The organism is Marinobacter salexigens (genome assembly GCF_018860765.1).
In the GTDB taxonomy this organism is placed as follows: domain Bacteria; phylum Pseudomonadota; class Gammaproteobacteria; order Pseudomonadales; family Oleiphilaceae; genus Marinobacter; species Marinobacter salexigens_A.
On the sequence record NZ_JAHKPV010000019.1, the window covers coordinates 405,576 to 432,055 of the forward strand.

Genomic DNA, 26,480 nt, shown 5'->3' on the forward strand with positions numbered 1-26,480 from the left:
TAGGTCGCCTCGGAGTCAGAGCAAAACCACATCATACTGCTCCTGGCTATAAAACGGCTCCACCTGAAAACGGATAGTTTTGGCAATGAAGGTTTCGAGATCTGCCACGTTATCGGACTCTTCATCAACGAGGCGGTCCACCACGCTCTGCGATGCCATTACCAGATAGCTCTCGGTATCGTAGGCCCGGTTTACCCGAAGAATTTCCCGGAAAATCTCGAAACACACAGTTTCGCTGGTTTTCAGGAAGCCTCTGCCATCACAGATTGGACAGGGTTCGCACAAAACCTGACCGAGGCTTTCGGTGGTTCGCTTTCGCGTCATCTCCACTAATCCCAGCTCAGACACACCGGTGATTTTGGTTTTGGCGTGATCCCGCTCAAGCATTTTTTCCAGCATCCGGTGCACCTGACGCTGGTGTTCAACATCTTCCATATCAATAAAGTCGATGATGATAATGCCACCGAGATTACGCAGGCGCAGCTGACGGCTGATCGCCCGGGCGGCCTCAAGGTTTGTTTTGAAAATCGTCTCTTCAAGATTCCGATGCCCCACGAAAGCACCGGTGTTGATGTCGATGGTAGTCATGGCCTCAGTTTGATCAATGATCACGTAGCCACCGGATTTAAGCTGCACCTTACGGCTCAGGGCCTTTTGTATTTCATCTTCCACCGAATAAAGATCAAAAATGGGCCGTTCACCCGGGTAGTATTCCACCTTATCGGCAAATTCCGTGACAAACTCATCAACAAATTCTATAACCCGCTGGTGACTCTCGCGGCTATCTATGCGCACCTTCTCGGTCTGCGGCCGAATAAGATCCCGAATAGTGCGAATGAACAGGGGCAGGTCTTTGTAGACGGCTGCAGGCGCCTGCACCTTGGCAATGCGGTCATGGATGGACTGGCTCAGGTGGTGCAGGTAGTTCATATCGGCGAGCAGCTCTTCAGCCGTTGCCGCCTCAGCCGCCGTTCGGATGATGTATCCCCCCTGTATATTCAGGTGTGCTGCGGCGCCTTCCTCAACAAGGGCCTTCAATCGGCTGCGCTCGGCTTCATCCTCAATTCTTTGTGAAATACCCACATGGCTAACATCTGGCATAAACACCAGATACCGGGATGGGATTGAAAGCTGTGTGGTTAGCCGTGCACCTTTTGTTCCGATAGGGTCTTTGGTGACCTGTACGACCAGTGATTGGCCCTCCCTAAGCAAGGTACGGATATCGGGAACGGTTTTTGGGCCATCACTGGAATCGGCTGTGCTTGACTGGTTAGGAACCACATCAGAGGCATGTATAAACGCCGCACGCTCCAGCCCTATATCAACAAACGCCGCCTCCATACCGGGAAGCACGCGCACAACCTTGCCTTTGTATATATTGCCTACAATGCCCTTGCGGCTGGCACGCTCTATGTAGGCCTCTTGCAACATACCGTTCTCAACCAAGGCGACCCGGGTTTCAACCGGCGTTACGTTGATTAGGATTTCTTCGCTCATGATTGGCTCTCCGTACTACTCGGCCAGTGTTTCCATACAATACAGCCAGCGTTGGCCAGCAAGGCAGCGGTTTCTTGCAACGGCAGCCCAACAACAGCACTGTAACTCCCTTTCAGTTGCTTCACAAAAATACCACCAAGCCCCTGAATTCCATAACTACCAGCCTTGTCCATCGGCTCACCTGTGGATACGTAGGCTGCAATCTCGCCTTGCGCCAACACCCGGAAACTTACGTCTGTAACCACTAGTAGGGATTCACAGTGCTCACCTTTGGTCACTGCAATGGCTGTCATCACTTGATGGGTTTTGCCAGATAGCCGCGTCAGCATGGTCGTGGCCTCAGCCTCGTCAGATGGTTTACCCAAAATGGCGCCTTCCAGAACCACAGAAGTATCGGAGCCAAGAACAATTTCACCCGGAAAATCGGTTGAAATCGCCAGAGCTTTCTCTCGGGCAAGCCGCTCCACGTAATCACCCGGTGACTCCGATGCACGTGGCGTTTCGTCAATGTGTGCAGGCTGCACAGAAAACGCCACACCAATCTGCGTAAGCAGCTCCGAGCGGCGTGGCGATGCTGAGGCGAGAATAATCGATGTCATGGCTAACCCAACTTCCGGTTAATGTTATCCATCAGTATGCAGAACACTGGCCATAGCAAGGCGCTTGTGAGCGCGGGCCAAAGATAGCTGAACCCGGCTTCTTCACCGCCAAACATCTGCTTAAGGAAGTGAACCAGCATCTGATTGATACCCAGCAACAAAAACACCATCAAACATTGCTGCGGCATTGGATACATTCGCAACCGTTGGTGAATGGTGAGAACCAAAAAGGCTATCAACCCCATCGCCAGCGCATTCACGCCCAAAGGAGTGGCCTCGAGCACATCGAGAAGCAACCCTAAGCACCACGCTAGCAATATGCCGAACTGCGCCGGCGTGCGGAAGGTCCAGTAAAACACCACCAGCCCAAGCCATTCGGGACGAAATTCAAACCATCCGACGGGGAAGAGCGAAATGCTCAGCACCAGCGATACAACCACGGACAGTAAAAATACCGGGTAACTGATAACGGATAGCATCAGCCTTGCCCCTCCTGCGCCGTTTCGTATGCCGGAATATAAAAAGGCGTGTCAATATTCGCCTCAGATTCAGCCGGGGATTCGCTTGATGGCGGAAACACCACCAGCACCAGACGGCTCTGGGTTAGCTGCGCTTTAGGGAGAGCGCGTATAGCAACAAAAGGCTCACCCGGTTCCTTGTTGATCAGACTCACCTCGGCAACCGGATACCCTCTAGGAAAGCGCCCACCAAGGCCAGAGCTTACCAACAGATCTCCTTCCCGGATATCCGCTGTGTCTGGCACATGAACCAAATCAAGAGTATCGGAATCGCCAGTGCCCAGAAGAATCGCCCGAAGCCCGTTACGCACAACCTCAACCGGAACAGCGTGACTGCTGTCTGAAACGAGGAGTACGCGGGAGGTAATCTGGCTGGTCTGTACCACTTGCCCCATGAGGCCGTGGGCATCCAGTATGGCTTGCCCCACTTGCAAGCCATCGCTCCGGCCTTTATTGATAACGATTTCATGGGAGTAAGGGTCAGGCGATACGCCCACTACCTCGCTGACGATAACCCGGTCATCAAGGAGTTCCGAGGAATTCATCAAGCGGCGGAGTTCGTTATTCTCGGAGGCTAAAGCAGCGTATTTGAGGGCCCTGCGCTCAAGAATAAGCAGCCGGGCTTTCAGGTCTTCGTTTTCCTGCTTTACGTCTTCGCGAGTGGTAAAAAGCCCGGCAACCCAATCACTAAATTGATATGGAGCGTTGCCAAGCCAATAGACTGGCGTGAGACCAGTTGCCAAAGTGCTGCGGATGGGAGTTACACGGTCAAATTGATAATCGGCAACGATTAACGTCGCCGATACAATAATAACGAGCAAAAGCCTGAGGCCCGGTACCGGCCCCTGAACGAAAATGGTTTTAATGGCGATCCCTCCCCAAAGGATTATCCCTCCTGGGAGAACATTCCAATGCCACCCTGATCAATAAGTTCCAGCGCCTTGCCGCCACCACGGGCAACGCAGGTCAGAGGATCCTCTGCGATGATCACCGGCAGCCCGGTTTCTTCACTGATCAGCTTGTCTAACCCACGCAACAATGCACCGCCTCCGGTCAAAACAATGCCACGCTCGGCGATATCAGAAGCAAGTTCGGGTGGTGACTGTTCCAGCGCGCTTTTAACCGTCTGTACGATCTGAGCCAATGATTCCTGTAGGGCGTCCAAAATCTCTTCACTGTTAAGTGTGAAGGCGCGAGGCACCCCTTCTGCCAGATTGCGACCGCGCACGTCAATTTCGAGAATTTCCAAACCTTCATACGCGCAACCGATTTCATGTTTAATGCGCTCGGCGGTGGTTTCGCCAATCAGGCTGCCGTAGTTACGGCGCACGTAAGTCACAATGGCTTCATCAAATTTATCACCACCCACCCGCACTGAATCAGCGTAAACAATGCCGTTTAGGGAGATAATAGCTATTTCGGAGGTACCACCACCAACATCCACGATCATTGAACCACTGGCTTCTTCTACCGGTAGTCCGGCACCAATTGCAGCCGCCATGGGCTCTTCAATCAGAAACACTTCCCGAGCACCGGCGCCCAGAGCCGATTCACGGATGGCTTTGCGCTCTACTTGGGTAGACTTGCTCGGCACGCACACAAGAACTCGTGGGCTTGGGGTAATAAAGCTGTTTTCATGCACTTTGTGAATAAAGTGCTGAAGCATTTTTTCGGTCACCACAAAATCGGCAATTACGCCGTCTTTCATGGGACGAATGGCGGTGATGTTACCGGGCGTGCGGCCCAGCATACGTTTTGCCTCGGCGCCGACAGCGGCAACCATTTTTTGGGAATTACTGGTACGAATGGCTACTACGGATGGCTCATTCAGCACAATCCCGCGGTCACGCACGAAAATAAGGGTGTTGGCGGTGCCCAAATCGATGGACAGGTCGCTGGAAAATAAGCCTCGGAGTCTTTTAATCAACATTCGTGTAGTTTCAACCTAAGAGTTGCGGTTGCAGAAAGATGCGGCAACTTTAGCAGTGCCCCCCCTCTCAGGCAAGGCACAGCCTGCTGTTAAGGCAAATGATATCCAGCCCAGCATGAACAATTGTTCATGCGCTCACAGCATTAGATTCCGCAAGCGGTCAATTTGCTGGTTGACGCAGGCATTGAGTTGAACTTTGCTACACACTAAAGTCGGCCTAAAAAGCCATACCTCTGTCTACTAAATCCGCCAGAATCGGGGCTGCCTTTGACACCACCAAAGATTAGCATGGCAGAACGCTCTTCCACATCTCCCATTCCACTGCACCTATTGCTGGCCTTGGCGCTTTTTCTCGCGTCAGGGGTCCCTTCACTTGCACTGGCTCAGCAGGGTGAGGGTGAGCAAGCTGGCACCATCGCCATAGAGCCCGGCGCCGAGAGCGACAAACTGATTGCGCAACGCATTACCAGTATTTTTGAACAAATTCCTCAATTCGAATCCTTACAGGTTGGTGTCAACAGTGGTGTTGTGGCCTTGTCAGGCCAAATTGCCAACGAAGCTCAAGCCCAAAGAGCACTGAAGCTGGCTGAGCGGGTTGAGGGCGCTATCGCCGTTGACGACAGAATCGTTCGCACGTTGGATTTACAAGACAATCTCAACCCGCTTTGGGATTCACTACAAAATTCCCTACGGGAATGGATGAGAGCCTTGCCTTTATTACTCGTGGCTCTGGCCACTTTCATTATTGTAGCCTTTGCCGGGCACCGGCTGGCTGGGCACACTCCGCTCTGGTCACGGATAACCAAAAATCCCTTTCTCGCCGAACTCGCCGGCCACGCAGTCAGGCTGGTAACTATTCTTTTGGCTTTGCTGCTTGCCCTGAACATTCTTGGAGCCTCAGCGCTGATGAGCACGCTACTCGGAGGAGCAGGCGTATTGGGGTTAGCTATCAGCTTTGCCGTTAAAGACTCCATGGAAAACTACATTTCCAGCATTATGCTGAGCATTCGCCAGCCTTTCAGAGCCCAAGAGCATCATCGAGTCCGTGGGTGACTCCAACATCCTGATTAAATTTATGGCCTGGATTGATCAACGCGAATCGGATTACGGCAAAGCCCGCAGCCTTTCGATTCGCGCCGCAAAAAATGCACTAGAAACACAAGGCTTTACCTTACCCGAACCCATCTATCGGCTACGCTTTGATCAAACGCCCGACACATTGGCGCCGGATGCTCCAGAACAGCCAGTGCAGACCCAAGAGCCAGCGAAAGAAAAGGCTAAAGCCCCGCCACCTTCCGAATTACCAGCTGAAGAATTGCTGGATGTGCGTCCAGATACCCATATTTCCCGACAAGTGCGGGAAGAGCGGAGCGACGCCGCAGCCGAAGATTTGTTGGACGATACCCGGCCAATTGAGTAGGTTTTCGCCCCCTCCCGCCCAGCCACGAATCTGTTACCATAACGACCTTATTAAAAACGCTGTTTTATACTTTGGAGTCAACGTGACCATTTCCCGCGAAGACATTGAAAAAGTCGCCGTGCTGGCCCGTATTCGCCTCGATGAAGAGCAGATACCCGCACTGGAGAACGACCTAGGCAACATCCTCAGTCTGGTTGATCAGCTCAGCGCCGCCGATACCGACAACGTAGAGCCCCTTGCTCATCCGCTTGATGCTGTACAGCGTTTGCGGGCCGATAAAGTGACCGAGACGAATCAAAGGGAAGCCTTTCAGGCTATTGCCCCGGCCACCGAAAGCGGCCTTTATCTCGTGCCACGCGTTATCGAGTGATCTGTCGTAGCCATAATCAGCCCACTATCAGGATTGAACATGCATAACAAATCCGTAGCAGAGCTTTCCCGCGAGCTGGAAAGCGGCAAGATTTCAAGCGTGGAACTGACCCGTGAGTTCCTCGATCGTATTAAGGCTGAAGACCGCCAATACAACAGCTTTATTACCGTTACCGAAGATCAGGCTCTGGCAGATGCCAAAACGGCAGACGAGCAGCGTGCTGCGGGTAAAGCCAGCGTTTGGACAGGCGTACCCTTTGCCCATAAAGACATTTTTTGCACTAATGGTATAGCCACCACCTGCGGCTCCAAGATGCTGGCCAACTTTGTGCCGCCCTATGACGCCACCGTAACCGCCAACTTTCGCGCTGCTGGCGCAGTATGTCTTGGCAAAACCAATATGGACGAATTCGCCATGGGCTCGTCCAACGAGTCCAGCTTTTTCGGCGCAGTGACCAATCCTTGGGGCTTGGGCAATGGCGAAAAGCGCGTGCCCGGTGGTTCTTCAGGCGGTTCTGCAGCGGCCATAGCTGCCCGTTTGGTGCCTGCAGCCACGGCAACGGATACCGGCGGTTCCATCCGCCAGCCAGCCGCCTTGTGTGGAGTCACTGGTCTGAAGCCCACTTATGGCCGAGTATCCCGTTACGGCATGATTGCCTTTGCCTCCAGTCTGGATCAAGGCGGCACTATGGCGCGCACCGCTGAAGACAATGCGTTGATGCTAAATGTGATGGCCGGATTTGACCCAAAGGATTCCACCTGCGTTGATCGTGCGGTGCCGGACTATACCGCCACTCTGGATGAGCCTTTAAAAGGGCTTCGCATTGGTCTTCCAAAAGAGTATTTCTCCGACCAGCTCAGCCCCGCAATGGAGCAGCAGATACGCAATGCAGTGAAGGAATACGAGAAGCTGGGCGCTACGGTAAAAGAAGTATCGCTACCGAACGCGAAGCTGGCCATTGCCGCTTATTACGTAATTGCACCTGCCGAAGCCTCCGCCAACCTGTCGCGCTTTGATGGCGTGCGTTATGGCTACCGCTGTGACAACCCAAAGGATCTCAACGACCTTTATACCCGCACTCGGGCAGAAGGCTTCGGAGGCGAGGTGAAGCGCCGTATTCTGGTTGGCACCTATGCGCTTTCAGCAGGCTATTTTGACGCCTACTACCTCAAAGCCCAAAAGGTTCGCCGCCTGATTCAACAGGATTTCGTTAACGCCTTCAAAGAGGTGGATGTGCTGATGAGCCCGGTAACGCCCTCACCTGCATTTGTGCAAGGTGAGAAAACCAGCGACCCGGTGACCATGTATCTGGAAGATGTTTTCACTATCGCAGTGAATCTTGCGGGCGTGCCTGCTATGTCTGTGCCAGCAGGCTTTGTAGACGGCCTGCCGGTGGGGCTGCAGATTATCGGGAACTATTTCGAAGAAGCCCGTCTGCTGAACGCCGCGCACCAGTATCAGCAGGTTACCGACTGGCACCAGAAGCTTCCCCAGTAAGCCCGAATCAGGAGAACAGTTATGCAGTGGGATATTGTGATCGGGCTGGAAATTCATGTTCAGCTTGCCACCAAAACCAAGATTTTTTCCGGCTCCAGTACCGCCTTTGGTGCCGAGCCCAACACTCAAGCGAGTGCCGTTGATCTGGCGATGCCGGGCACCCTGCCTGTTCCGAATGAGCAGGCTTTCCGCTATGCAGTCATGTTCGGCTTGGCGGTGAACGCCGAGATCGGGCGGCGTTCGGTGTTCGATCGTAAAAACTACTTTTACCCGGATTTGCCCAAGGGCTATCAAACCACACAATTGGACCACCCGATCGTCGGACCCGGCTTTGTGGATATTGATCTGGACGATGGCAGCAGCAAGCGCGTGCGCATTCACCATGCCCATTTGGAAGAAGATGCGGGCAAGTCGTTGCACGAAGATTTTGATGGCATGACAGGCATCGATCTGAACCGCGCAGGCACGCCGCTGATTGAGATTGTTACCGAGCCGGATATGACCAGTGCGGAAGAAGCCGTTGCCTTTGCCAAGAAGCTGCACAGCTTGGTGTCATCAATCGGCATCTGTGACGGTGATATGAGTCAGGGCTCCTTGCGTTTCGATGTGAACATCTCGCTTAAACCGAAAGGCTCGGATGAGCTGGGCACTCGCACAGAAACCAAGAACCTGAACTCGTTCCGTTTTATGGAGCAGGCTATTGCCCATGAAGTAGAGCGGCAAATGGATATTCTGGAAGATGGCGGTCGTATTATTCAGGAGACCCGTCTTTATAACGGCGATCGCGACGAATCCCGATCTATGCGCAGCAAAGAGGAAGCCAACGATTACCGTTACTTCCCCTGCCCGGACTTGTTGCCCGTTGTAATCGACGATGCGTTTATTGAAAGCGCCCGCGATTTGCTGCCGGAACTGCCCGATGAGCGCAAGGCTCGATTCAAGGAGCAGTATGGCCTCAACGATTATGATGCTCGCTTGCTCAGCGACGACGCCCGGATTGCAGCCTTTTTTGAAGAGGCTGTAGGTCAGGGTAAAGATGCCAAGTTGGCCGCTAACTGGGTGTTGGGTGAGTTTTCCGCACGTCTAAATGCCGAGGACAAAACGGTGCTCGAAGCGCCTATTACTGGCTCGCAATTGGGCCAGTTGGTGGCGCGCATTGCCGATAACACAGTGTCGTCTTCGGGAGCCAAGAAGGTATTTGAAGCGCTTTGGAATGGGGATGCGGATAATGCCGATGCCATTATTGAAGCTCAAGGCTTGAAGCAGGTTTCAGATACTGGTGCTCTGGAGCAGATGGTGGATGAGGTTCTGGCTGGGATGCCGGATCAGGTTGCGCAGTATCAGGAAGAAGCTGACCCTAAAAAGCAGAAGAAGATGTTGGGTGGGTTTATGGGGCCTTTGATGAAGGCTTCTAAAGGTCAGGGGAATCCCAAGCTGTTCAATGAGATCCTTGTTCGGAAGCTTGGTGGTTGATTGGCTTGGGTCGGGATTTCTGACTCCGACCCAAGCTTGTTAGTTTTGAGGTGGAGCGGGTTGTGGCCCCTTCCCAAAAACCGCTACGAGCACATCCTTGTGCGCTTCTCTCCGGCCATCCTTGGCCTACGAGATTTTTGGGAAGGGGCCACAAACCCACCCTGCCTAACACCAATATAACTCCTGAAAACCATCATATTGGCATCCGGAACCCAGCTAATACTATTTGCCAGCCAACCGCCCGAACAACTGCTCGAACTGAGCAATATTCTCCTGAACGTAGTCGACAAAAGCCTTCATAGCAGGCGTTGGATAACGCCCCTGCGGATGGACCACACACCAACTCCGCCTTAATGGAAAGCCAGCTATATCAAGACCGACCAAGGAGCCCAAGGCTAGCTCAGAAAGAATACTCAACTTGGGCAATACTGCTATGCCCAAGCCCGCCAACACCGCATGTTTAACCGCATCGTTAGAGCCCAATTCCATAATTGGGTTGATTTTCAAATGGTGTTGCTGGCAGTAGACTTCCAGTGCTAACCGGCTGCCAGACCCTGGCTCTCTAGTCAGGAGTTTGCTATTCAGAAACTCCTCTGCGGTGACAGTTTTCTGCCCAAGCAAGGGGTGGCCAGCCACGGCTACAGGTACCAGTTCGTTGTCCAGAAATGGAAGGGAAGTAAGTGGCCGTCCCTGAGGCACCATGCCCATGATCACCAGATCGTCGTTATTGTCGTTTAACCGCTCCAACGCTGTCGCCCGGTTGACAACGGCTACGGATATGTTGACCTGTGGGTTGCGTTGAAGAAACGGGCCTAGTAGGTACGGCACCACGTATTGAGCTGTGCTCACTGCAACCAACCGCAAATCCCCGGCTACTCTCCCCTCCAGAGCCGCTAAGCGGTTTTGCATGCTGGCAAGCTCGCCAAACACTGCCCGCACGCATGCGGCCATTTCTTCCCCTGCAGCTGTGCAATAAAGCTTGCGCCCAACATACTCAAACATCGGCATGCCCAGTGCCTGCTCCAGATGACGCACCTGACTACTGACGGCAGGTTGGGTTAAGCCCAACAAATCCCCGGCCTTGCTATAGCTTTTCAAATCATAGACAGCTTTGAATACCTGCAACTGACGAAATGTCAGTCTATTCGCCAATTTCTGGATACTGAGCGGCATAAACTCTCCTTCATGACTCCATATATAAGTAATTATTTATATATAAGCGAAATAATATCAACTTTTACTGATCACAACTCCTCGTTATTCTTCTTCCACTGTCATTCGGGACGAAGCAATGAGGACTTTCCCATGCTGAAGAAAGTGTTAATCGCTAATCGCGGAGAAATTGCTGTCCGCATCGTGCGGGCCTGCGCAGAAATGGGGGTTCGTTCAGTGGCTATCTACACCGAACCAGATCGCTATGGCTTGCACGTGAAACGAGCCGACGAGTCCTACTCTCTGGGTGAGGATCCGCTTGCAGGATACCTCGACCCCGCTCGCATCGTGAGTCTGGCGGTAGAAACCGGCTGCGATGCCATTCACCCCGGCTACGGCTTTTTGTCGGAGAACGCCAATTTTGCCAGCTTGTGCGAACAGAAAGGTGTGGCGTTTATCGGGCCGAAGTCCAGTGTTATTCACGGCATGGGTGACAAAACTCAGGCCAGAGACAGTATGCGTGCGGCTGGCATTCCTATTACTCCGGGATCAGAGGGCAATCTAGATAGCCTTGAAGACGCTATGGAACTAGCAAACGATATCGGCTATCCGGTGATGCTAAAGGCGACTTCCGGCGGGGGCGGGCGTGGCATTCGCCGTTGCGATACGCCGCAAGAGCTAAAAGTTCAGTACCCTCGGGTGATTTCCGAGGCCACAAAGGCGTTTGGCTCCGCCGAAGTGTTTATGGAGAAGTGCATTGTGAACCCTCGTCACATTGAGGTGCAGATTCTGGCAGACAGCCAAGGCAATGCTATCCACCTGTTTGAACGCGACTGTTCCATCCAGCGCCGTAATCAAAAGCTGATCGAGATTGCTCCCAGCCCGCAACTGACACCAGAACAGCGCCAATATATAGGCGATTTAGCAGTGCGCGCAGCCAAGGCCGTTGGTTACGAGAACGCTGGTACTGTGGAATTTTTGCTATCGGGCAACGAAGTGCATTTCATGGAGATGAACACCCGGGTTCAAGTGGAGCACACCATCACTGAAGCCATCACGGGCGTGGACATTGTGCGCGAGCAACTGCGCATTGCTGCTGGCCTGCCTTTAAGCTACCGGCAGGAGGACATTCAGTTTCGAGGCTACGCATTGCAGTTTCGCATTAATGCGGAAGACCCAAAAAACGATTTCCTGCCCAGCTTTGGCCGCATCACCCATTACTACGCCCCCGGTGGCCCCGGCGTTCGGGTCGATACTGCCATTTATACCGGTTACGAAATCCCGCCCTATTACGATTCCATGTGCCTAAAGCTTGTGGTGTGGGCACTGACTTGGGATGAGGTGATCGCCCGGGGAAAGCGAGCGCTGGATGATATGCGGCTGCACGGGATCAAAACGACTGCCAACTACTACCAGCAAATTCTGGATCACCCGGATTTTCGCAAAGGGGATTTCAACACCAGCTTTGTGCCCGATCACCCAGAATTGCTGAACTATTCCACCAAGCGCCACCCCAGTGAAATTGCGCTTGCCCTCGCCGCCACCATTGCTGCGCACGCAGGCTGGTAATCCGCAGGAGTAAATACTTATGACCCATGCGAAAAAAATTGAAGTTACGGATCTTATTCTACGCGATGCGCACCAGTCGCTTATCGCTACCCGCATGCGCACCGAAGATATGCTACCTATATGCAACAAACTGGACCAAGTTGGCTACTGGTCATTGGAAGTTTGGGGCGGAGCCACCTTTGATGCCTGCGTTCGCTTCCTGAAGGAAGACCCTTGGGAGCGTTTGCGCAAACTGCGCGAAGCCCTGCCTAGTTCACGCCTGCAAATGTTGCTACGGGGTCAAAACCTGCTTGGCTATCGCCATTACGCTGACGATGTTGTTGAAGCCTTTGTGCAAAAAGCTGCCGATAACGGCATCGATGTCTTTCGGGTATTTGATGCGCTAAACGACCTGCGCAACATTGAAACCGCCATGAAAGCGATCAAGAAAGCCGGTAAGCACGCGCAGGGTACTATTTGCTACACCACCAGCCCGGTGCACACGCCTGAATTGTTCGTGCAACAAGCGAAAGAAATGCAGTCTATGGGCGCCGATTCTATTGCCATCAAGGATATGGCAGGACTGCTGACCCCTTACGCAACCTACGATCTGGTGAAAGCCATCAAGGCGGAAGTAGAGCTGCCTCTGGTTATCCACAGCCACTCAACCTCTGGCTTGGCTCCCCTTTGCCAGTTGAAGGCCATAGAGGCAGGTGCCGACAGAATCGACACCGCGATTTCTTCGTTCTCCTCCGGCACCAGCCACCCCGCAACAGAATCTCAGGTAGCCGCACTCAAGGGCACCGAATACGACACAGGGCTAGACTTGACGCTGTTGAGCGAAATTGCCGATTACTTCCGCGAAGTGCGCAAGAAGTACCGCCAGTTCGAAAGCGAGTTCACCCGCGAGGATGTATCAGTACAGATCAATCAGGTGCCTGGCGGCATGATGTCCAATCTGGCGAACCAGCTAAAAGAACAGAATGCACTGAACCGAATCCGCGAAGTTTTTGAAGAAATCCCGTGGGTGCGAGAAGATTTAGGCTTTCCACCGCTGGTTACACCAACCTCACAGATTGTTGGCACTCAAGCGGTATACAACGTGTTGGCTGGACAGCGTTACAAAACCATCACTAACGAAGTAAAACGCTACCTGCAGGGCGGCTATGGTAAACCACCTGCTCCGGTCAGCGCCGATGTACGCAACAAAGCCATTGGCAATGAACCGGTTGATGAAGGGCGCCCCGCCGACCAGCTCAACCCAGAGATGAACAAACTGCGCGAAGACATTGGTGAGCTGGCCCTAAACGCAGAAGATGTCCTCACCTATGCCATGTTCCCCGATCTAGGCCGGGAATTCCTGCAACAACGTAAAGATGGCACCCTTGTACCAGAATCGCTATTGCCACCAGAAGACACATCTCGGGAACGCCTGAACGCTGGCGTAGCGACAGAATTCCGTATTGAAGTTCACGGCGAAAGTTACGAAGTGGCTGTTACCGGCTCTGGAGATTCGGGTGCGGGAAGGCGAAAGCTCTACCTCTCGCTCGATGGCATGCCGGAAGAAGTGGTATTCGAGCCCCTTAACGATTATGTGGCTGAGGGCGGCAACGGCCGCAAAAAAGCGTCTACGCCCGGCCACGTAAGCACGGCCATGCCGGGTAACGTGGTTGAGGTTCTAGTTAACGAGGGAGACACCGTCAGCGCTGGTCAAGCCGTGCTGATTACCGAAGCCATGAAGATGGAAACTGAGGTACACGCAAATATTGACGGAAAAGTAGAAGCCATTTATGTAACTAAGGGAGATCGGGTAACGCCTGGCGAAGTGCTGGTTGAGATCGTGTGATCAGCTAGAACAACGCGAAGTATTAGTAGACCGCCTCCATTCCAGATGCGGTCTACCGATTTCCATAACTGATCAGACTAGAACAGCCCAAAGGTCGTGTTCGTCTGCGTGCTCAACCACCGCGCGAACAATCTGACCGGGCTCCAGATCTGTGACATCGTTGAGATATACCATGCCATCAATTTCTGGCGCATCGGCTTTCGAGCGACCGATGGCACCTTCTTCGTCTACCTCATCAATCAACACATCAATGGTCGTGCCAATTTTCGCCTGTAAACGGGCAGCTGAGATTTCCGCCTGCTTTGTCATGAAGCGCGCCAAGCGCTCTTCTTTGATGTGTTCAGGCACAGCACCTTCAATCTCATTGGCCTTGGCACCCTCGACCGCGCTGTAAGTAAACGCGCCCACGCGGTCCAGTTGTGCTTCATCAAGCCAATCCAACAGGTACTGGAAATCTTCTTCCGTCTCGCCCGGGAAGCCCACAATAAAGGTGGAGCGAATCGTCAGTTCCGGGCATATTTCACGCCATTTACGGATGCGATCCAGAGTTTTACTGTCGTGGGCCGGCCGCTTCATCGCTTTTAGTACTTTCGGGCTGGCATGCTGAAATGGAATGTCCAGATACGGCAGGATTTTGCCTTTGGCCATCAGCGGAATAATGTCGTCTACGTGCGGATAGGGGTACACATAGTGCAAGCGAACCCAAACGCCCATCTCGCCCAAGGCTTCACACAGCGATTGCATTTTAGTTTTCAGTGGGCGCCCCTGCCAAAAGCCCGTGCGGTACTTGGTATCTACACCATAGGCCGAGGTATCCTGAGAAATCACCAATAACTCTTTTACCCCGGCGTTGACTAACCGTTGGGCCTCGTCCATCACATCGCCAATCGGTCGGCTAACCAGATCACCACGCATGGATGGAATGATGCAGAAGGTGCAGCGATGATTGCAGCCTTCGGAAATTTTGAGGTAAGCATAGTGCCTTGGCGTCAGCTTGATACCTTGAGGCGGAACCAGATCGGTGAATGGGTCATGCTCGCGGGTTTGCGGAACAAACTGATGTACGGCACCCACCACTTCTTCATAGGCATGGGGGCCAGAAACCGCCAACACACCCGGATGGGTTTCGCGGATTTTGTCCGCCTCCACACCCATACACCCGGTAACAATCACTTTGCCGTTCTCGCTGATTGCCTCACCAATTGCATCCAGGGATTCCTGTTTCGCCGCATCGATAAAACCGCAGGTGTTCACGACAACAATGTCCGCATCGTTATATGTGGGCACAACATCGTAACCATCCAGCCGCAACTGAGTGAGTATGCGTTCGGAATCTACCAAAGCTTTGGGGCAACCTAGGCTGATAAAGCCAACTTTGCCGTTACCGGACACTGTGTTTTCGGTTTTTTCTGTCATAAAACGTTTCAAGATTCCTGACGCCCGCACGCGAATGATCGGCGGGAACGTGCTAATGAATAGAAGCCCGAATTTTACACCAGTAACACCCTCTTCTGCAGCAAAAGCGGAACGGCTTTTGGAGCGAACGATGCGTGATGTGAGTCAAAATTATGAACCAATGTTCAGGAAACCCATAAAAACCTGCCTCAACCTGCGACACGAAAGTTGCTGACCAGAAAACAAACAACTACACTTTTGGTCGTTTACACCTTGTTATGAAACAGTATTTAGACCTGAAAACGCCCTTAAGTTGCCAACTAACTTCGCCAACAAGAGTCCACATGAAAGCAGCCACCGTTAAGCCAAACCTGCGCAACCAGCAACGTGTGGATATTGTGAGTGACATCGTTATCGAAAAACCGGACGGGTGCCAACTCACGTGCAAGATATCCAACCTGTCTCGTACCGGAGTTATGGTTTGCTGTAATCATAAAACTGCCGACCAACTTATACCGCGCCTGCAAGCCCCTACTCCGGGTAACTGGATTGACGTCAAAGCCCACTTCTCCGTACCAGTCGTTGCCACTCAGCCAGTGTCTATTTTTGCCACCGGACACATTGTTCACCTCAGGCGCATGGCACGGGACGAGTTTCAGCTCGGCATTCAGTTTGAGAATTTTGAAGGCAATGGTTTTGATTACGTCGACAGCTATGTACGCAAATTTCTATCCGATATGCCCAAACCTGCCTGACCTCGCGAAACCAGATCATCCAACCCCGTTAGCCGCCGCGCCAGCGGGAGCGCTATATTTCTATAACTTAAAACTCTAACCGAAGCACTTCTTATAGCCATATCGGCTCTGATACAATCAGTAAACTCATTTGCACGCCCTCAAGGCCCGCCGCGGCAACGGATTATCATGACCACATACAACCTTACGCATCTAAAACAACTGGAAGCGGAAAGCATCCATATCATCCGGGAAGTGGCTGCCGAGTTTGATAACCCGGTGATGCTCTACTCCATCGGCAAAGATTCAGCGGTTATGCTGCACCTTGCCCGCAAAGCATTTTACCCCGGAAAAATGCCCTTTCCCTTGATGCACGTAGACACCACCTGGAAGTTTCGGGACATGATCGATTTCCGGGAACGTAAGGTAAAGGAATATGGTCTGGACCTCATTGTGCACACGAATCAGGATGGTGTGGATCAAGGCATTGGTCCTTTTACCCATGGCAGCGCAAAGCACACAGACATAATGAAAACCCAAGCCCTCAAGCAGGCTCTGGACAAATACGGCTTCGATGCCGCTTTCGGTGGCGCCCGCAGGGATGAAGAAAAGTCCCGAGCCAAAGAGCGTGTGTATTCCTTCCGCGACGAATACCACCGCTGGGACCCTAAAAATCAGCGCCCGGAACTCTGGAACACCTATAACGGCAAGGTGAATAAGGGCGAAAGCATTCGCGTATTCCCGCTGTCTAACTGGACAGAATTGGACATCTGGCAGTACATCTACTTGGAAAACATCGAGATTGTTCCGCTTTACTATTCGGCAGTTCGCCCGGTGGTAGAGCGCGATGGCTCGCTGATTATGGTGGACGACGACCGCATGCCTCTAAAAGAGGGTGAAAAGCCGATGATGAAATCCATCCGCTTCCGTACTCTAGGCTGCTACCCACTGACCGGCGCCATTGAATCCGAGGCGGATACATTGCCGGAAATCATTCAGGAAATGTTGCTGGCCACCAGCTCAGAACGTCAGGGCCGCGTGATTGATCACGATTCGGCTGGCTCCATGGAACAGAAAAAACGCGAAGGGTACTTCTGATATGTCACATCAATCTGACCTTATTGCCGACGACATTCAGGCCTACCTGAAACAACACGAAAACAAGGAACTGCTGCGCCTGCTTACCTGCGGCAGTGTAGACGACGGCAAAAGCACCCTTATCGGTCGCCTGCTGCACGACACCAAAATGATCTACGAAGACCACATGGCCAGCCTGAAAACCGACAGCGCCAAAATGGGCACCACTGGTGAAAAGCTAGACCTTGCTCTACTCGTTGATGGGTTGCAGGCCGAGCGCGAGCAAGGCATTACTATTGATGTTGCCTACCGCTACTTCTCTACCGATAAGCGCAAGTTCATCATTGCCGATACGCCGGGGCACGAGCAGTACACCCGCAACATGGCCACCGGCGCGTCTACGGCTCAGGTTGCGATTCTGATGATTGACGCCCGCCGTGGTGTATTGACGCAAACCCGCCGCCACTCCTACATTGCCTCACTTTTAGGCATCCGGCACATCGTTGTGGCGGTGAACAAAATGGATCTGGTGGATTTCAGCGAAGATCGCTTCAACGAGATCAGAGAGGAGTACCTCTCGTTCGCCGCAAAACTCGGGCTGAAAGACATCCGCTTTGTACCCATCTCAGCACTGGAAGGCGACAACGTCGTCAACCGCAGTGAGAACACCCCTTGGTTTAACGGCCAGCCACTAATGGACATTCTGGAAACGGTGGAAGTAAACCGCGACAAGAATCTGGAACACTTCCGGTTCCCCGTGCAATACGTTATCCGTCCCAACCTAAATTTCCGTGGCTTTTGTGGCACCATCGCCTCTGGCGTGGTTCGCCCTGGCGACAAGGTAATGGCCTTGCCCTCGCGGCGCACCAGTACCGTCAAGGAAGTTGTGACGTTTGATGGCAACCTGAACGAAGCTTATATTGATCAGGCGGTTACACTGACGCTGGAAGATGAAATTGATATCAGTCGCGGTGACATGCTGGTTAAACCGGAGGACGAACCGGAAGTGGGCAACCGGTTCAAGGCCAACATCGTGTGGATGGCCGATGCGCCTTTGCATACCGGCCGCCTATATGACATCAAGCTGGGACCCACATTCACATCGGGCACCGTTCGAAAGATTCACTATCAGACTGACGTGAATACGCTGGAGCAGCACGCCAATCCTGCCCTGTTGCAGGTGAATGAAATCGGCCTCTGTGACCTCACCCTGAGTCAACCAATCGCCTTTGACGCCTATCAGCGCAACCACGCTACGGGCAGTTTTATTGTAATCGACAGGCTCACCAACGTAACCGTTGGTGCCGGTATGATTGATGGCTTGGCAGATACTGCAGGCACCCTGGAGCCCGTAAGCCCTGAGGAGCGGGAGCGTAGGTTGGCGCAGAAGCCGCTGATTATTGGCTGCTCTGGTAAACAAGCCCACGCTCTTGCTCTGGCGGTTGAGCGTGCGCTGTTCGATCAGGGCAAAACTTCGGTGATCTTGAGCGAGGATAATGCCGGTAATGCCGACGACCGCCGCCGCACTGCGCAACTGCTAACTGCTTACGGTCTGATAGCCATTGCCGTAAATCTGGGCACTGACATAGCCAACGTTTCCGTAAAGGCGGAAGACACCGGGGAAGTTTCTAGTGTTGCTACGTCACTGGTTCAGGAGCTGGCTCGGGGGAAGCGAGTTTAACGCCAGGACTGGGTAGATAGGTGTCTGCCGCGGGGCGAGGAGTCTTTGCTGCTATTCTCATTTTTAGTCGTGAATGTATTTGTTGTCCGTGGCAGAATCTGTGGCCCTGAAGGTTTCCTTCGGGGCTTTTTCGTTTATTAATTCGGGAATTTTCTGTTTATGGCCATCAAGCATCTGCGCACCGCGTTTTCCAGTCAGTACCAGCCGGGGCAACCTGCCCGACTTCAGAGTGGCGAGGCGCTGCAGGAGCCAGGTGGCGATTATGAGGGCCTGCATAAGCAGATGAAGCGACTGTTTAACAGCAAGCCGGGCAAAAAATACGGACGGTTTTCAGATGACCTTGGTGAGAGCCCGTTTAAAGGTTGGCTGAAGGATTATCTGGAGGACAAGCAGAGTTTTGCTTCGTTCACGGATCGAGTGTTTGGGCAGTGGCAGGAGTTGCTTACGAGCTGCCAAGAAGAGTTTGTGGGGCAACTTGTAGTTGTTCACGAGGCTCTTGCAGATTCAGACGTTGTTTATGTAATGATTTTGGAGACTGACGGCGCTCTGCGCTTTGACGGCAATCAAACGCTTGATACAACAGATGTACTGAGCACATCGCGCTTGAACCTTGCTATGCGGGTTGAACTGGATGACTGGCTTGGGGATAACGCCGCAGAAAACTATCTCACACTGGTTCATGCCCGTGGCACTGGCGAGCCGGGGGAGCTGTTTATTCGGCTGTGTGGCTTCACCAATCAGATTGATGTTGAGAAGGAAACTCTGACGTTTCTGGATGCGGTGGAGGCGTTTGCCAAATCTTCAGAGCCCGAGAAAGCCGGCGAAGTGCGTACTCGAGCCTATGAATTCTGCAAAGAACAGCATGCGCTGGGCGAGCCCGTTGCCATTGAGGCATTGTCAGGCTATTTGGATGAAGACCAGCCAGAGCGTTTCAAGGAGTTTGCGAACAAGTCTACGGAGATGCCGGAGAGCGGTGTACTGCACCCGGATCACCGCAAGGTGAAGAAATTGGTGCGCATTGCGGGCTCTGGTGGCGGCATGAGTGTTTCGTTTTCTTCGGATTTGGTGAATCAGGCAATTTACTACGATCGCGACAAGGATGCGCTGACGATTACTCGCCTTCCCAAAGCTCTACGTGAGCAGTTGGAACGGTATTTGGAAAATCGCGAGGATTGATCTATTTGCGGCCTACCGCTTTGGGGGCTGGCTCCACGCCACGGGCCGATCTGGGCAAAAGGTGTTTACGTTAGCTGACTTCTACTGGGTTTTCTTCATTCCAGCGGGGGCGGTTTGCCCGCTGCACCCTTACTTTCTGCATCCAGCCTACTCCGTCGATTAGCTCACCAGTTTCGTGATCAATGGGCGGGTATGGCAGGTTTCGATCGTCGCAGTAGCGTTTGACGACGGGCTGGCACCAGCTGAAAAGTAGGCGGTTATAGTCTTCATCCGGTATGCGTCGGTTATCGAACAGGCCAGCTTCTTTGCGCTGCCGTTGGGCTTCGGAGAGGATGATGGCGCAGGCGGCGGATACATTGAGGGATTCGACCATGCCCATCATGGGGATGACTATGTGTTTGTCTGCCTGTTCGGCGGCCTCGGCGCTGACACCATCCACTTCGTTGCCCATGATTACGGTACAAGGCACGGTAAAGTCTGCGGATCGGAAGTCGATGGCCCGGTCTGACAGCTGCGCGGCGTAAATCTTTTGGCCTTGCCCTTTCAGATGCACTATGGCCTCGGCCATGGTGCGGTGGGTGTGAGGTGTTACCCACTTGAAGCTACCGCCGGCAGTTTTCCGAAAGGCCCGGAAGCCTTCTTTTGGCCACACGACGTGCATATTAGCGAGCCCGAAGGCATCGCAGGTTCTCAGTATGGCCGAGAGATTTCTTGGTTTGTGAACCTGATCAGTCAGGACTGTCAGGTCCGGCTGTCGGGTGTTCAAAACCTGTTTGATGCGGGCAAGGCGTTCGGGGGTCATGGGCTTTTGGAGTTATCTCGAAAGTTCGGGAAGCAGTTGGCGAGGTTCTTCCCAAAACTGTTGAGGGCCATGGACGGCCCGAAACAAGCGCACATGAATGTGCTTGTAGCGTGTTTTGGGAAGAACCTCGCCAACTGCTTCATGCTCGGATTGTCATAAAACGCGAATAATACCACAGCAAAACTGGCAGATTACCGAGACAACGCTGGTTGCAGAATGATCACCCCGTTATAATGCGCAGTTCTCCTTTTCAGAGCGCTCATTCCGGACATTTCATAATTCCGGGCGCCAAATACATCCAGTTGTGTTGAGACCCATGGCCAAAAAGCTGTACATCAAAACCCACGGTTGCCAGATGAACGAATACGATTCATCCCGCATGGCCGACCTGCTTAAAACCGGCGAAGCAGTGGAAATGACCGAATCGCCAGATGACGCCGACATCCTGTTGCTAAACACCTGCTCCATCCGTGAAAAGGCACAGGAAAAGGTTTTCCACCAACTGGGCCGCTGGAAAAAACTCAAAGCGAACAAGCCAGAACTGATCATCGGTGTCGGCGGCTGTGTTGCCAGCCAAGAAGGTCAGGCCATTCTTGATCGTGCGCCCTATGTCGACATGGTCTTCGGCCCGCAAACCCTCCATCGCTTGCCGGATATGATTACCGAAGTACGAATGAAAGGTAACGGCGTGGGCGTGGTGGACGTGAGCTTTCCGGAAATCGAAAAGTTCGACAACCTGCCAGAACCTGGCGCTGACGGGCCGTCTGCATTCGTCTCTATCATGGAAGGCTGCAGCAAATACTGCACCTTCTGCGTGGTGCCCTACACTCGCGGCGAAGAAGTCAGCCGGCCAACCGACGACGTAATCGCCGAAGTTGCACACCTAGCCAGCCAAGGCGTTAGGGAAGTAAACCTACTAGGCCAAAACGTTAACGCTTACCGCGGGGATACTCACGATGGCGATGTTATGGATTTGGCCGAACTGATTACCCTAATCGCCACCATCGACGGCATCGACCGCATTCGCTACACCACCTCGCACCCGGTTGAATTTACCGATGCGATGATTGAAGTCTACGAGCAAGTACCCGAACTCGTCAGCCACCTGCACCTGCCGGTACAAAGCGGCTCCGATCGCATTCTGGCCGCCATGAAGCGCGGCCATACGGCGCTGGAATACAAGTCCAAACTGCGCCGCCTACGCAAGATTCGGCCTGACATCAGCTTTTCTTCAGACTTTATTATTGGTTTCCCGGGCGAAACCGAGAAAGACTTTGAAGACACTATGAAGTTGATAAACGATATCGGCTTCGACATGTCCTTCAGTTTCGTCTACAGCGCTCGGCCGGGCACTCCAGCATCAGATCTGCCAGACGAAACGCCGATGGAAGTTAAGAAGCAGCGCCTTAAAATCCTGCAGGATCGGATCAATCAGACGGTGATGGATATCAGCCGCAAGATGGTAGGCTCGACTCAGCGCATTCTCGTTACCGGTTTATCGAAAAAGGATCCTGGCGAGTATTCAGGTCGCACGGAGAACAACCGGATTGTAAACTTCCGGCATGAGAACCCAAAGATTATCGGGCACTTTATAGATGTCGAAATTGTTGAGGCTTACGCTAACTCTTTGAGGGGCGTGCCTGTGGGTTCGGAGTTGTATTGAGTTTTAGGATGGCCCGACCGAGCCCTACACGGACGTATTCACGGGCGCTTTTTGGAAAGAGGTTTCCACTCCACTCCCATAGCAACCAAGCTTGATATGCGTACTCCCGAAACGAAGTAAAAACGGAGAAAATTTGAACACCAACGATTCCAGACAATTTGATTTACACCCGGCAGACCAACACAGGCTTACCACCCTATGTGGACAGTTTGATGAGAATTTGAAACACGTCGAACGCCGCCTGCAAGTCTCTATTAACCGACGAGGCCACCACTTCCGGGTGGAGGGTGAAACCGAACACGTTGCCGCTGCGGTGGAAGTGATTCGGCACCTGTATCGGGAAACCGAAGCCACAGACGACATCTCCCCAGACACCGTGCACCTGTACATCCGGGAAACCGGGTTTGAGAGGCTGCCCGAAGACATACCTTTTGATGGCGCCGTTACCATCATCAAAACCCCCAAACTCACCGCCAAGCCCCGTGGTGCGAATCAGCAAAAGTATGTTCACAGTATTCGCTCCCACGACATTAACTTTGGCATTGGCCCTGCCGGTACAGGCAAGACCTGGCTGGCGGTGGCGTGCGCGGTGGAGGCACTAAAAGACGAGCAAGTGAAGCGGATTCTATTGGTTCGTCCGGCCGTCGAGGCGGGTGAGAAACTTGGCTTCCTGCCCGGGGATCTAGCGCAGAAGGTGGATCCATATCTGCGACCGTTGTACGACGCCCTCTATGAAATGCTTGGCTTTGACAACGTTACACGCTTGATTGAGAAAAGTGTGATCGAGATTGCACCTCTCGCCTTCATGCGTGGCCGCACCCTGAACAACTCGTTTATTATTCTCGACGAAAGTCAGAACACCACCCGCGAGCAGATGAAAATGTTCCTAACGCGCATCGGCTTTGGGTCCACCGCAGTGATTACCGGCGATACTACTCAGGTAGACCTTCCACGCGGCCAAAACTCGGGGTTGATCCACGCAGCAACCGTTTTGAAAAATGTAACTGGCATCGGTTTTACCCGTTTTGAGGCCAAAGACGTGGTTCGGCATCCACTGGTCCAGCGAATTGTAGAAGCCTATGATTCAATTGACGAAGGGAGCAACAAAGGGAGCGACCGCAAACAGTGAATGAGCTGACGGTTGATCTCCAGAATGTATTCGATGGGTCTGGCGTGCCGGGTGAGTCACAATTTCAGGCTTGGGCTCAAGCAGCCTGGCTGGGTGCGGATACATCGGAAGTCACGGTTCGTATCGTTGGCATCGAAGAGAGCCAGTCACTGAATCACCAATACCGAGGCAAGGACAAACCCACCAATGTGTTGTCCTTTCCATTTGAAGCGCCAGCCGGTATAACGGTGCCATTGGCAGGGGATCTCGTTATTTGTGCCCCAGTTGTAGAAAATGAGGCAAAAGTACAACACAAAGAACTATCGGCCCATTGGGCACATATGGTTATTCACGGCATGTTGCATCTTCAGGGATACGATCATATAAATGACGAAGATGCTGATGCGATGGAAGCCTTGGAAATTCAATTGCTGGCAAAGTTTGGCTTCAGCAATCCCTACGAAGCAGAGGAAACGGTAAAAGACTCATGAGCGACGATCAGTCGAGTCGCAGTCAGGGCTCCAACAAGTCCTGGCTGGAGCGTATATCACATGCCTTCTCCAGTGGGCCAGAATCAGCCGAAGACGTGCTGGAGGTGCTAAGAAGCGCGGAAACTGAGGGCATCATCGACGCCGATGCCATGAGCATCATCGAAGGTGCCATGCAAGTCGTGGACATGCGGGTGGATGAAATCATGATTCCCCGCTCCCAAATGGTCACTGTACGTGCTTCTCAGGACCCTAAAGAATATCTTGGTGAAATTATCCGGTCTGCCCATAGCCGTTTCCCGGTTATTGGCGATAGTCAAGATGATGTGATCGGTGTACTTCTTGCTAAAGACCTCCTGCCTCTGGCGCTTGATGACGATATGGACTGGTCGCACGTGCGCGAACTTCTGCGCCCACCCACCTTTGTGCCTGAAAGCAAGCGCCTGAACCAGCTGCTCAAGCAGTTCAAGGAAAACCGCAATCACATGGCCATCGTCGTGGACGAATACGGCGGCACGGCGGGTCTGGTAACCATTGAAGATGTGCTGGAGCAAATCGTCGGAGAAATCGAAGATGAACACGATTTCGACGAAGAAACACACATCAAGGCCCGAGGCGATGGCTCCCACACCGTAAAGGCGGTCACCCCGGTTGATGACTTCAACGAGTTTTTTAATACCGGATTTGATGAAGAAGAGTTCGACACCATTGGCGGCGTAGTGCTCAAAGAATTTGGTCACCTGCCCAGACGTGGCGAAACGGTTGAATTTGGCGGTTTGCGCTTTACTATTGCCAACGCTGATAACCGTGTCATCCGTCTGGTACAGGTAACCCGTAGTGAGCCTTGATCAACCATCGCCTTTTAACGCCCCAGCTTATTCGTTTTTCTCCAACCGCTGGTTAAGCGCGGCAACCCTTTTGGTTGCCGGCGCCCTGCAAACCCTGACCTTCTCGCCCTTCCACTTCTGGTGGCTTGGGCCGATTTCCGTGATGCTTATTGCGCTGGTATCCATTTCTTTGCCCGCAAGCAAACTATTCACGGCGGGTTTTCTGGCTGGCTTGGGGCTATTTAGCTCGGGGGCTACTTGGGTCTACATTAGCATCAGTGAATTCGGGAACACCTCCATTCCCGTTTCAGTTTTGCTCACAGCGGCCTTTGTGGCGGTGCTGGCTCTATTTCCGGCACTCGCCTTCTGGTTTTGGGGCAAACTGGCGAAAAACAGCGCTGTAAGGCGGCTGATTCTATTCCCAGCCATCTGGATTCTCGGCGACTGGCTCCGCGGCTGGCTATTGACAGGTTTCCCCTGGCTCTATCTTGGCACTGCCCATACCGACGGGCCACTGGCAGGATTAGCGCCCGTGGTCGGCGTTCACGGCCTCACGTTTGTGATCGCGGCAAGCGGTGCTGCCATTGTCGCTGCAGGCTGGCTTATCGCCCGACAGCGCTTAGCTAGCGCTGGAGTCGTCGCAGTTGTGGCACTCACTCCTTGGATTGCCGCCCCGGTGCTCAATAAGGTCGACTGGACCGATATCAGTACCGAGCCCACGTCTGTGGCCGCTATGCAGGGCAACATTCCGCAGCAGGTCAAGTGGGACCCGGAGTTTCTGAAGGACCAGATTGTGGCTTATCTGGGCATGACGGAACCTTACTGGAACACTGATCTAATCCTTTGGCCAGAAACGGCTATCCCCATCCCTCAGGATCAGGCAGGTAAGATCATTGACCACATTGCGGAGCAGCTGGGTGACGAGAGCACGCTGATAACCGGTATTCCGTGGTACGGGTTCAGCGAGCGGGCTAGCGACTTCACCTTCCACAATAGCATTACGGCCATTGGGAACGGCGAAGGAATTTATCACAAGCAGAAGTTGGTGCCTTTTGGGGAGTATGTTCCGCTTGAGGGCGTTTTACGCGGGTTGATCGGTTTTTTTGATTTACCCATGTCGAGCTTTACCCGGGGCCCGGAAAACCAGTCGCCTTTGATCGCTAATGGTACCAAGGTGATGCCTTTTATCTGTTATGAGGTGGCTTACCCGGACTTTCTTGCTCGCAATGCGGTGAATTCGGATTTGCTGCTAACGATCAGTAACGATGGTTGGTTCGGTGATTCTGTGGGGCCGTTGCAACATTTACAGATTGCGCGTATGCGAGCTTTGGAAACCGGGCGTTATATGATTCGCGGTACCAATAATGGGGTGACGGCGATCATCGATAACAAGGGGCAGATTACGGCACGTATTCCGCAGTTTGAGCGTGCGGTGCTAACTGGTGAGGCATTTAAGGCTAGTGGTAGCACGCCATACATGATGACGGCTTCTTGGCCGGTTCTTACCTTGGCGTTGATTTTGATTGTGTTTGTTCGTGAGAGGGTTATTCCTAAGAACTGAACCCCTCATAGCTATATTTTCGCAGCACGCAACCAAGATCGGGCAGCTTTTCAAAACACGCCGCAAGTACATCCTTGTAGGCTCGGCTCCGCCATCCATGGCTCCGCACGGTTTTGAA

Annotated in this window: 24 protein-coding genes; 16 read left to right on the forward strand and 8 right to left on the reverse strand. The window is 53.0% G+C overall.

Annotated elements, in window-relative coordinates:
- Positions 1–15: 15 nt before the first annotated feature.
- The 5 genes from rng to KO508_RS12460 all read right to left on the reverse strand — a co-directional run bounded on the left by rng (position 16) and on the right by KO508_RS12460 (position 4,541).
- Complete coding sequence (rng, locus tag KO508_RS12440; protein ID WP_216008625.1) at positions 16–1,497, reverse strand: ribonuclease G; 1,482 nt, start codon at positions 1,495–1,497, stop codon at positions 16–18.
- Entirely contained in the window at positions 1,494–2,096 is a 603-nt protein-coding gene (locus KO508_RS12445; protein WP_216008626.1) for a Maf family protein, read from the reverse strand. Before KO508_RS12445 ends, rng begins: the two co-directional genes overlap by 4 nt.
- A gap of 2 nt (positions 2,097–2,098) precedes the next feature.
- Positions 2,099–2,575 carry a rod shape-determining protein MreD gene (mreD, locus tag KO508_RS12450; RefSeq protein WP_216008627.1) on the reverse strand — a complete coding sequence of 159 codons (477 nt, stop codon included), beginning with the start codon at positions 2,573–2,575 and terminating at the stop codon, positions 2,099–2,101.
- Entirely contained in the window at positions 2,575–3,435 is an 861-nt protein-coding gene (gene mreC / locus KO508_RS12455) for a rod shape-determining protein MreC (RefSeq protein ID WP_252738088.1), read from the reverse strand. The genes mreD and mreC overlap by 1 nt, the downstream gene beginning before the upstream one ends.
- 65 nt (positions 3,436–3,500) lie before the next feature.
- Positions 3,501–4,541, reverse strand: coding sequence for a rod shape-determining protein (locus tag KO508_RS12460; protein WP_200365451.1), 1,041 nt, complete (start codon positions 4,539–4,541; stop codon positions 3,501–3,503).
- 291 nt (positions 4,542–4,832) lie between these two features.
- On the opposite strand from KO508_RS12460, the gene KO508_RS12465 reads away from it, so the two are divergent.
- The 5 genes from KO508_RS12465 to gatB all read left to right on the forward strand — a co-directional run bounded on the left by KO508_RS12465 (position 4,833) and on the right by gatB (position 9,304).
- Complete coding sequence (locus KO508_RS12465) at positions 4,833–5,597, forward strand: BON domain-containing protein (RefSeq protein WP_216008628.1); 765 nt, start codon at positions 4,833–4,835, stop codon at positions 5,595–5,597.
- Positions 5,598–5,619: 22 nt separating this feature from the next.
- Positions 5,620–5,964 (forward strand): hypothetical protein, encoded by a 345-nt coding sequence (locus KO508_RS12470; RefSeq protein WP_216008629.1) that lies wholly within the window; start codon positions 5,620–5,622, stop codon positions 5,962–5,964.
- A gap of 82 nt (positions 5,965–6,046) precedes the next feature.
- Positions 6,047–6,334 (forward strand): Asp-tRNA(Asn)/Glu-tRNA(Gln) amidotransferase subunit GatC, encoded by a 288-nt coding sequence (gatC, locus tag KO508_RS12475; protein WP_216008630.1) that lies wholly within the window; start codon positions 6,047–6,049, stop codon positions 6,332–6,334.
- A gap of 39 nt (positions 6,335–6,373) precedes the next feature.
- Positions 6,374–7,831, forward strand: a complete 1,458-nt coding sequence (gatA, locus tag KO508_RS12480) for an Asp-tRNA(Asn)/Glu-tRNA(Gln) amidotransferase subunit GatA (protein WP_216008631.1) — start codon at positions 6,374–6,376, stop codon at positions 7,829–7,831.
- A gap of 6 nt (positions 7,832–7,837) precedes the next feature.
- A complete protein-coding gene (gene gatB, locus KO508_RS12485) occupies positions 7,838–9,304 on the forward strand; it encodes an Asp-tRNA(Asn)/Glu-tRNA(Gln) amidotransferase subunit GatB (protein ID WP_354668034.1) in 1,467 nt (488 codons plus the stop codon).
- Positions 9,305–9,526: 222 nt separating this feature from the next.
- Here the strand turns inward: gatB and KO508_RS12490 are convergent, their stop codons facing one another.
- Positions 9,527–10,477, reverse strand: a complete 951-nt coding sequence (locus KO508_RS12490) for a LysR family transcriptional regulator (RefSeq protein ID WP_216008633.1) — start codon at positions 10,475–10,477, stop codon at positions 9,527–9,529.
- Positions 10,478–10,609: 132 nt separating this feature from the next.
- Here KO508_RS12490 and KO508_RS12495 point away from each other — a divergent pair, with 132 nt between their 5' ends.
- Both KO508_RS12495 and oadA read left to right on the forward strand, forming a co-directional pair.
- Positions 10,610–12,025 carry an acetyl-CoA carboxylase biotin carboxylase subunit gene (locus KO508_RS12495; RefSeq protein ID WP_216008634.1) on the forward strand — a complete coding sequence of 472 codons (1,416 nt, stop codon included), beginning with the start codon at positions 10,610–10,612 and terminating at the stop codon, positions 12,023–12,025.
- 19 nt (positions 12,026–12,044) lie between these two features.
- Positions 12,045–13,850, forward strand: coding sequence for a sodium-extruding oxaloacetate decarboxylase subunit alpha (oadA, locus tag KO508_RS12500; RefSeq protein WP_216008635.1), 1,806 nt, complete (start codon positions 12,045–12,047; stop codon positions 13,848–13,850).
- Positions 13,851–13,922: 72 nt separating this feature from the next.
- Here the strand turns inward: oadA and rimO are convergent, their stop codons facing one another.
- Positions 13,923–15,266, reverse strand: a complete 1,344-nt coding sequence (gene rimO / locus KO508_RS12505) for a 30S ribosomal protein S12 methylthiotransferase RimO (RefSeq protein ID WP_216008636.1) — start codon at positions 15,264–15,266, stop codon at positions 13,923–13,925.
- A 323-nt stretch (positions 15,267–15,589) separates the two neighbouring features.
- Between rimO and KO508_RS12510 the strand changes: the two genes are divergently transcribed.
- The 4 genes from KO508_RS12510 (at position 15,590) to KO508_RS12525 (ending at position 19,913) form a co-directional block, all read left to right on the forward strand.
- The gene (locus KO508_RS12510; protein ID WP_216008637.1) at positions 15,590–16,000 is read left to right on the forward strand and encodes a PilZ domain-containing protein; all 411 of its coding nucleotides are present in this window, start codon (positions 15,590–15,592) and stop codon (positions 15,998–16,000) included.
- A gap of 168 nt (positions 16,001–16,168) precedes the next feature.
- Entirely contained in the window at positions 16,169–17,077 is a 909-nt protein-coding gene (cysD, locus tag KO508_RS12515) for a sulfate adenylyltransferase subunit CysD (protein ID WP_216008638.1), read from the forward strand.
- Between the two features lies 1 nt (position 17,078).
- Positions 17,079–18,737: a sulfate adenylyltransferase subunit CysN gene (gene cysN / locus KO508_RS12520; protein ID WP_216008639.1), complete on the forward strand. Its 1,659-nt coding sequence runs from the start codon at positions 17,079–17,081 to the stop codon at positions 18,735–18,737.
- A gap of 159 nt (positions 18,738–18,896) precedes the next feature.
- On the forward strand, positions 18,897–19,913 hold the full coding sequence (locus KO508_RS12525) for a nucleoid-associated protein (RefSeq protein ID WP_216008640.1): 1,017 nt from the start codon (positions 18,897–18,899) through the stop codon (positions 19,911–19,913).
- Positions 19,914–19,983: 70 nt separating this feature from the next.
- On the opposite strand, the gene trmH is transcribed toward KO508_RS12525, so the two are convergent.
- On the reverse strand, positions 19,984–20,715 hold the full coding sequence (trmH, locus tag KO508_RS12530; RefSeq protein WP_216008641.1) for a tRNA (guanosine(18)-2'-O)-methyltransferase TrmH: 732 nt from the start codon (positions 20,713–20,715) through the stop codon (positions 19,984–19,986).
- A gap of 316 nt (positions 20,716–21,031) precedes the next feature.
- Between trmH and miaB the strand changes: the two genes are divergently transcribed.
- From miaB to lnt, 5 genes are all read left to right on the forward strand, one after another.
- Positions 21,032–22,378, forward strand: coding sequence for a tRNA (N6-isopentenyl adenosine(37)-C2)-methylthiotransferase MiaB (gene miaB, locus KO508_RS12535; RefSeq protein ID WP_216008642.1), 1,347 nt, complete (start codon positions 21,032–21,034; stop codon positions 22,376–22,378).
- 133 nt (positions 22,379–22,511) lie between these two features.
- On the forward strand, positions 22,512–23,507 hold the full coding sequence (locus KO508_RS12540) for a PhoH family protein (RefSeq protein ID WP_216008643.1): 996 nt from the start codon (positions 22,512–22,514) through the stop codon (positions 23,505–23,507).
- Positions 23,504–23,977, forward strand: a complete 474-nt coding sequence (gene ybeY, locus KO508_RS12545) for an rRNA maturation RNase YbeY (RefSeq protein WP_216008644.1) — start codon at positions 23,504–23,506, stop codon at positions 23,975–23,977. The genes KO508_RS12540 and ybeY overlap by 4 nt, the downstream gene beginning before the upstream one ends.
- Positions 23,974–24,822, forward strand: coding sequence for an HlyC/CorC family transporter (locus tag KO508_RS12550; RefSeq protein WP_216008645.1), 849 nt, complete (start codon positions 23,974–23,976; stop codon positions 24,820–24,822). The genes ybeY and KO508_RS12550 overlap by 4 nt, the downstream gene beginning before the upstream one ends.
- A complete protein-coding gene (lnt, locus tag KO508_RS12555; protein WP_216008646.1) occupies positions 24,812–26,362 on the forward strand; it encodes an apolipoprotein N-acyltransferase in 1,551 nt (516 codons plus the stop codon). The genes KO508_RS12550 and lnt overlap by 11 nt, the downstream gene beginning before the upstream one ends.
- The last annotated feature ends 118 nt before the right edge of the window (positions 26,363–26,480 follow it).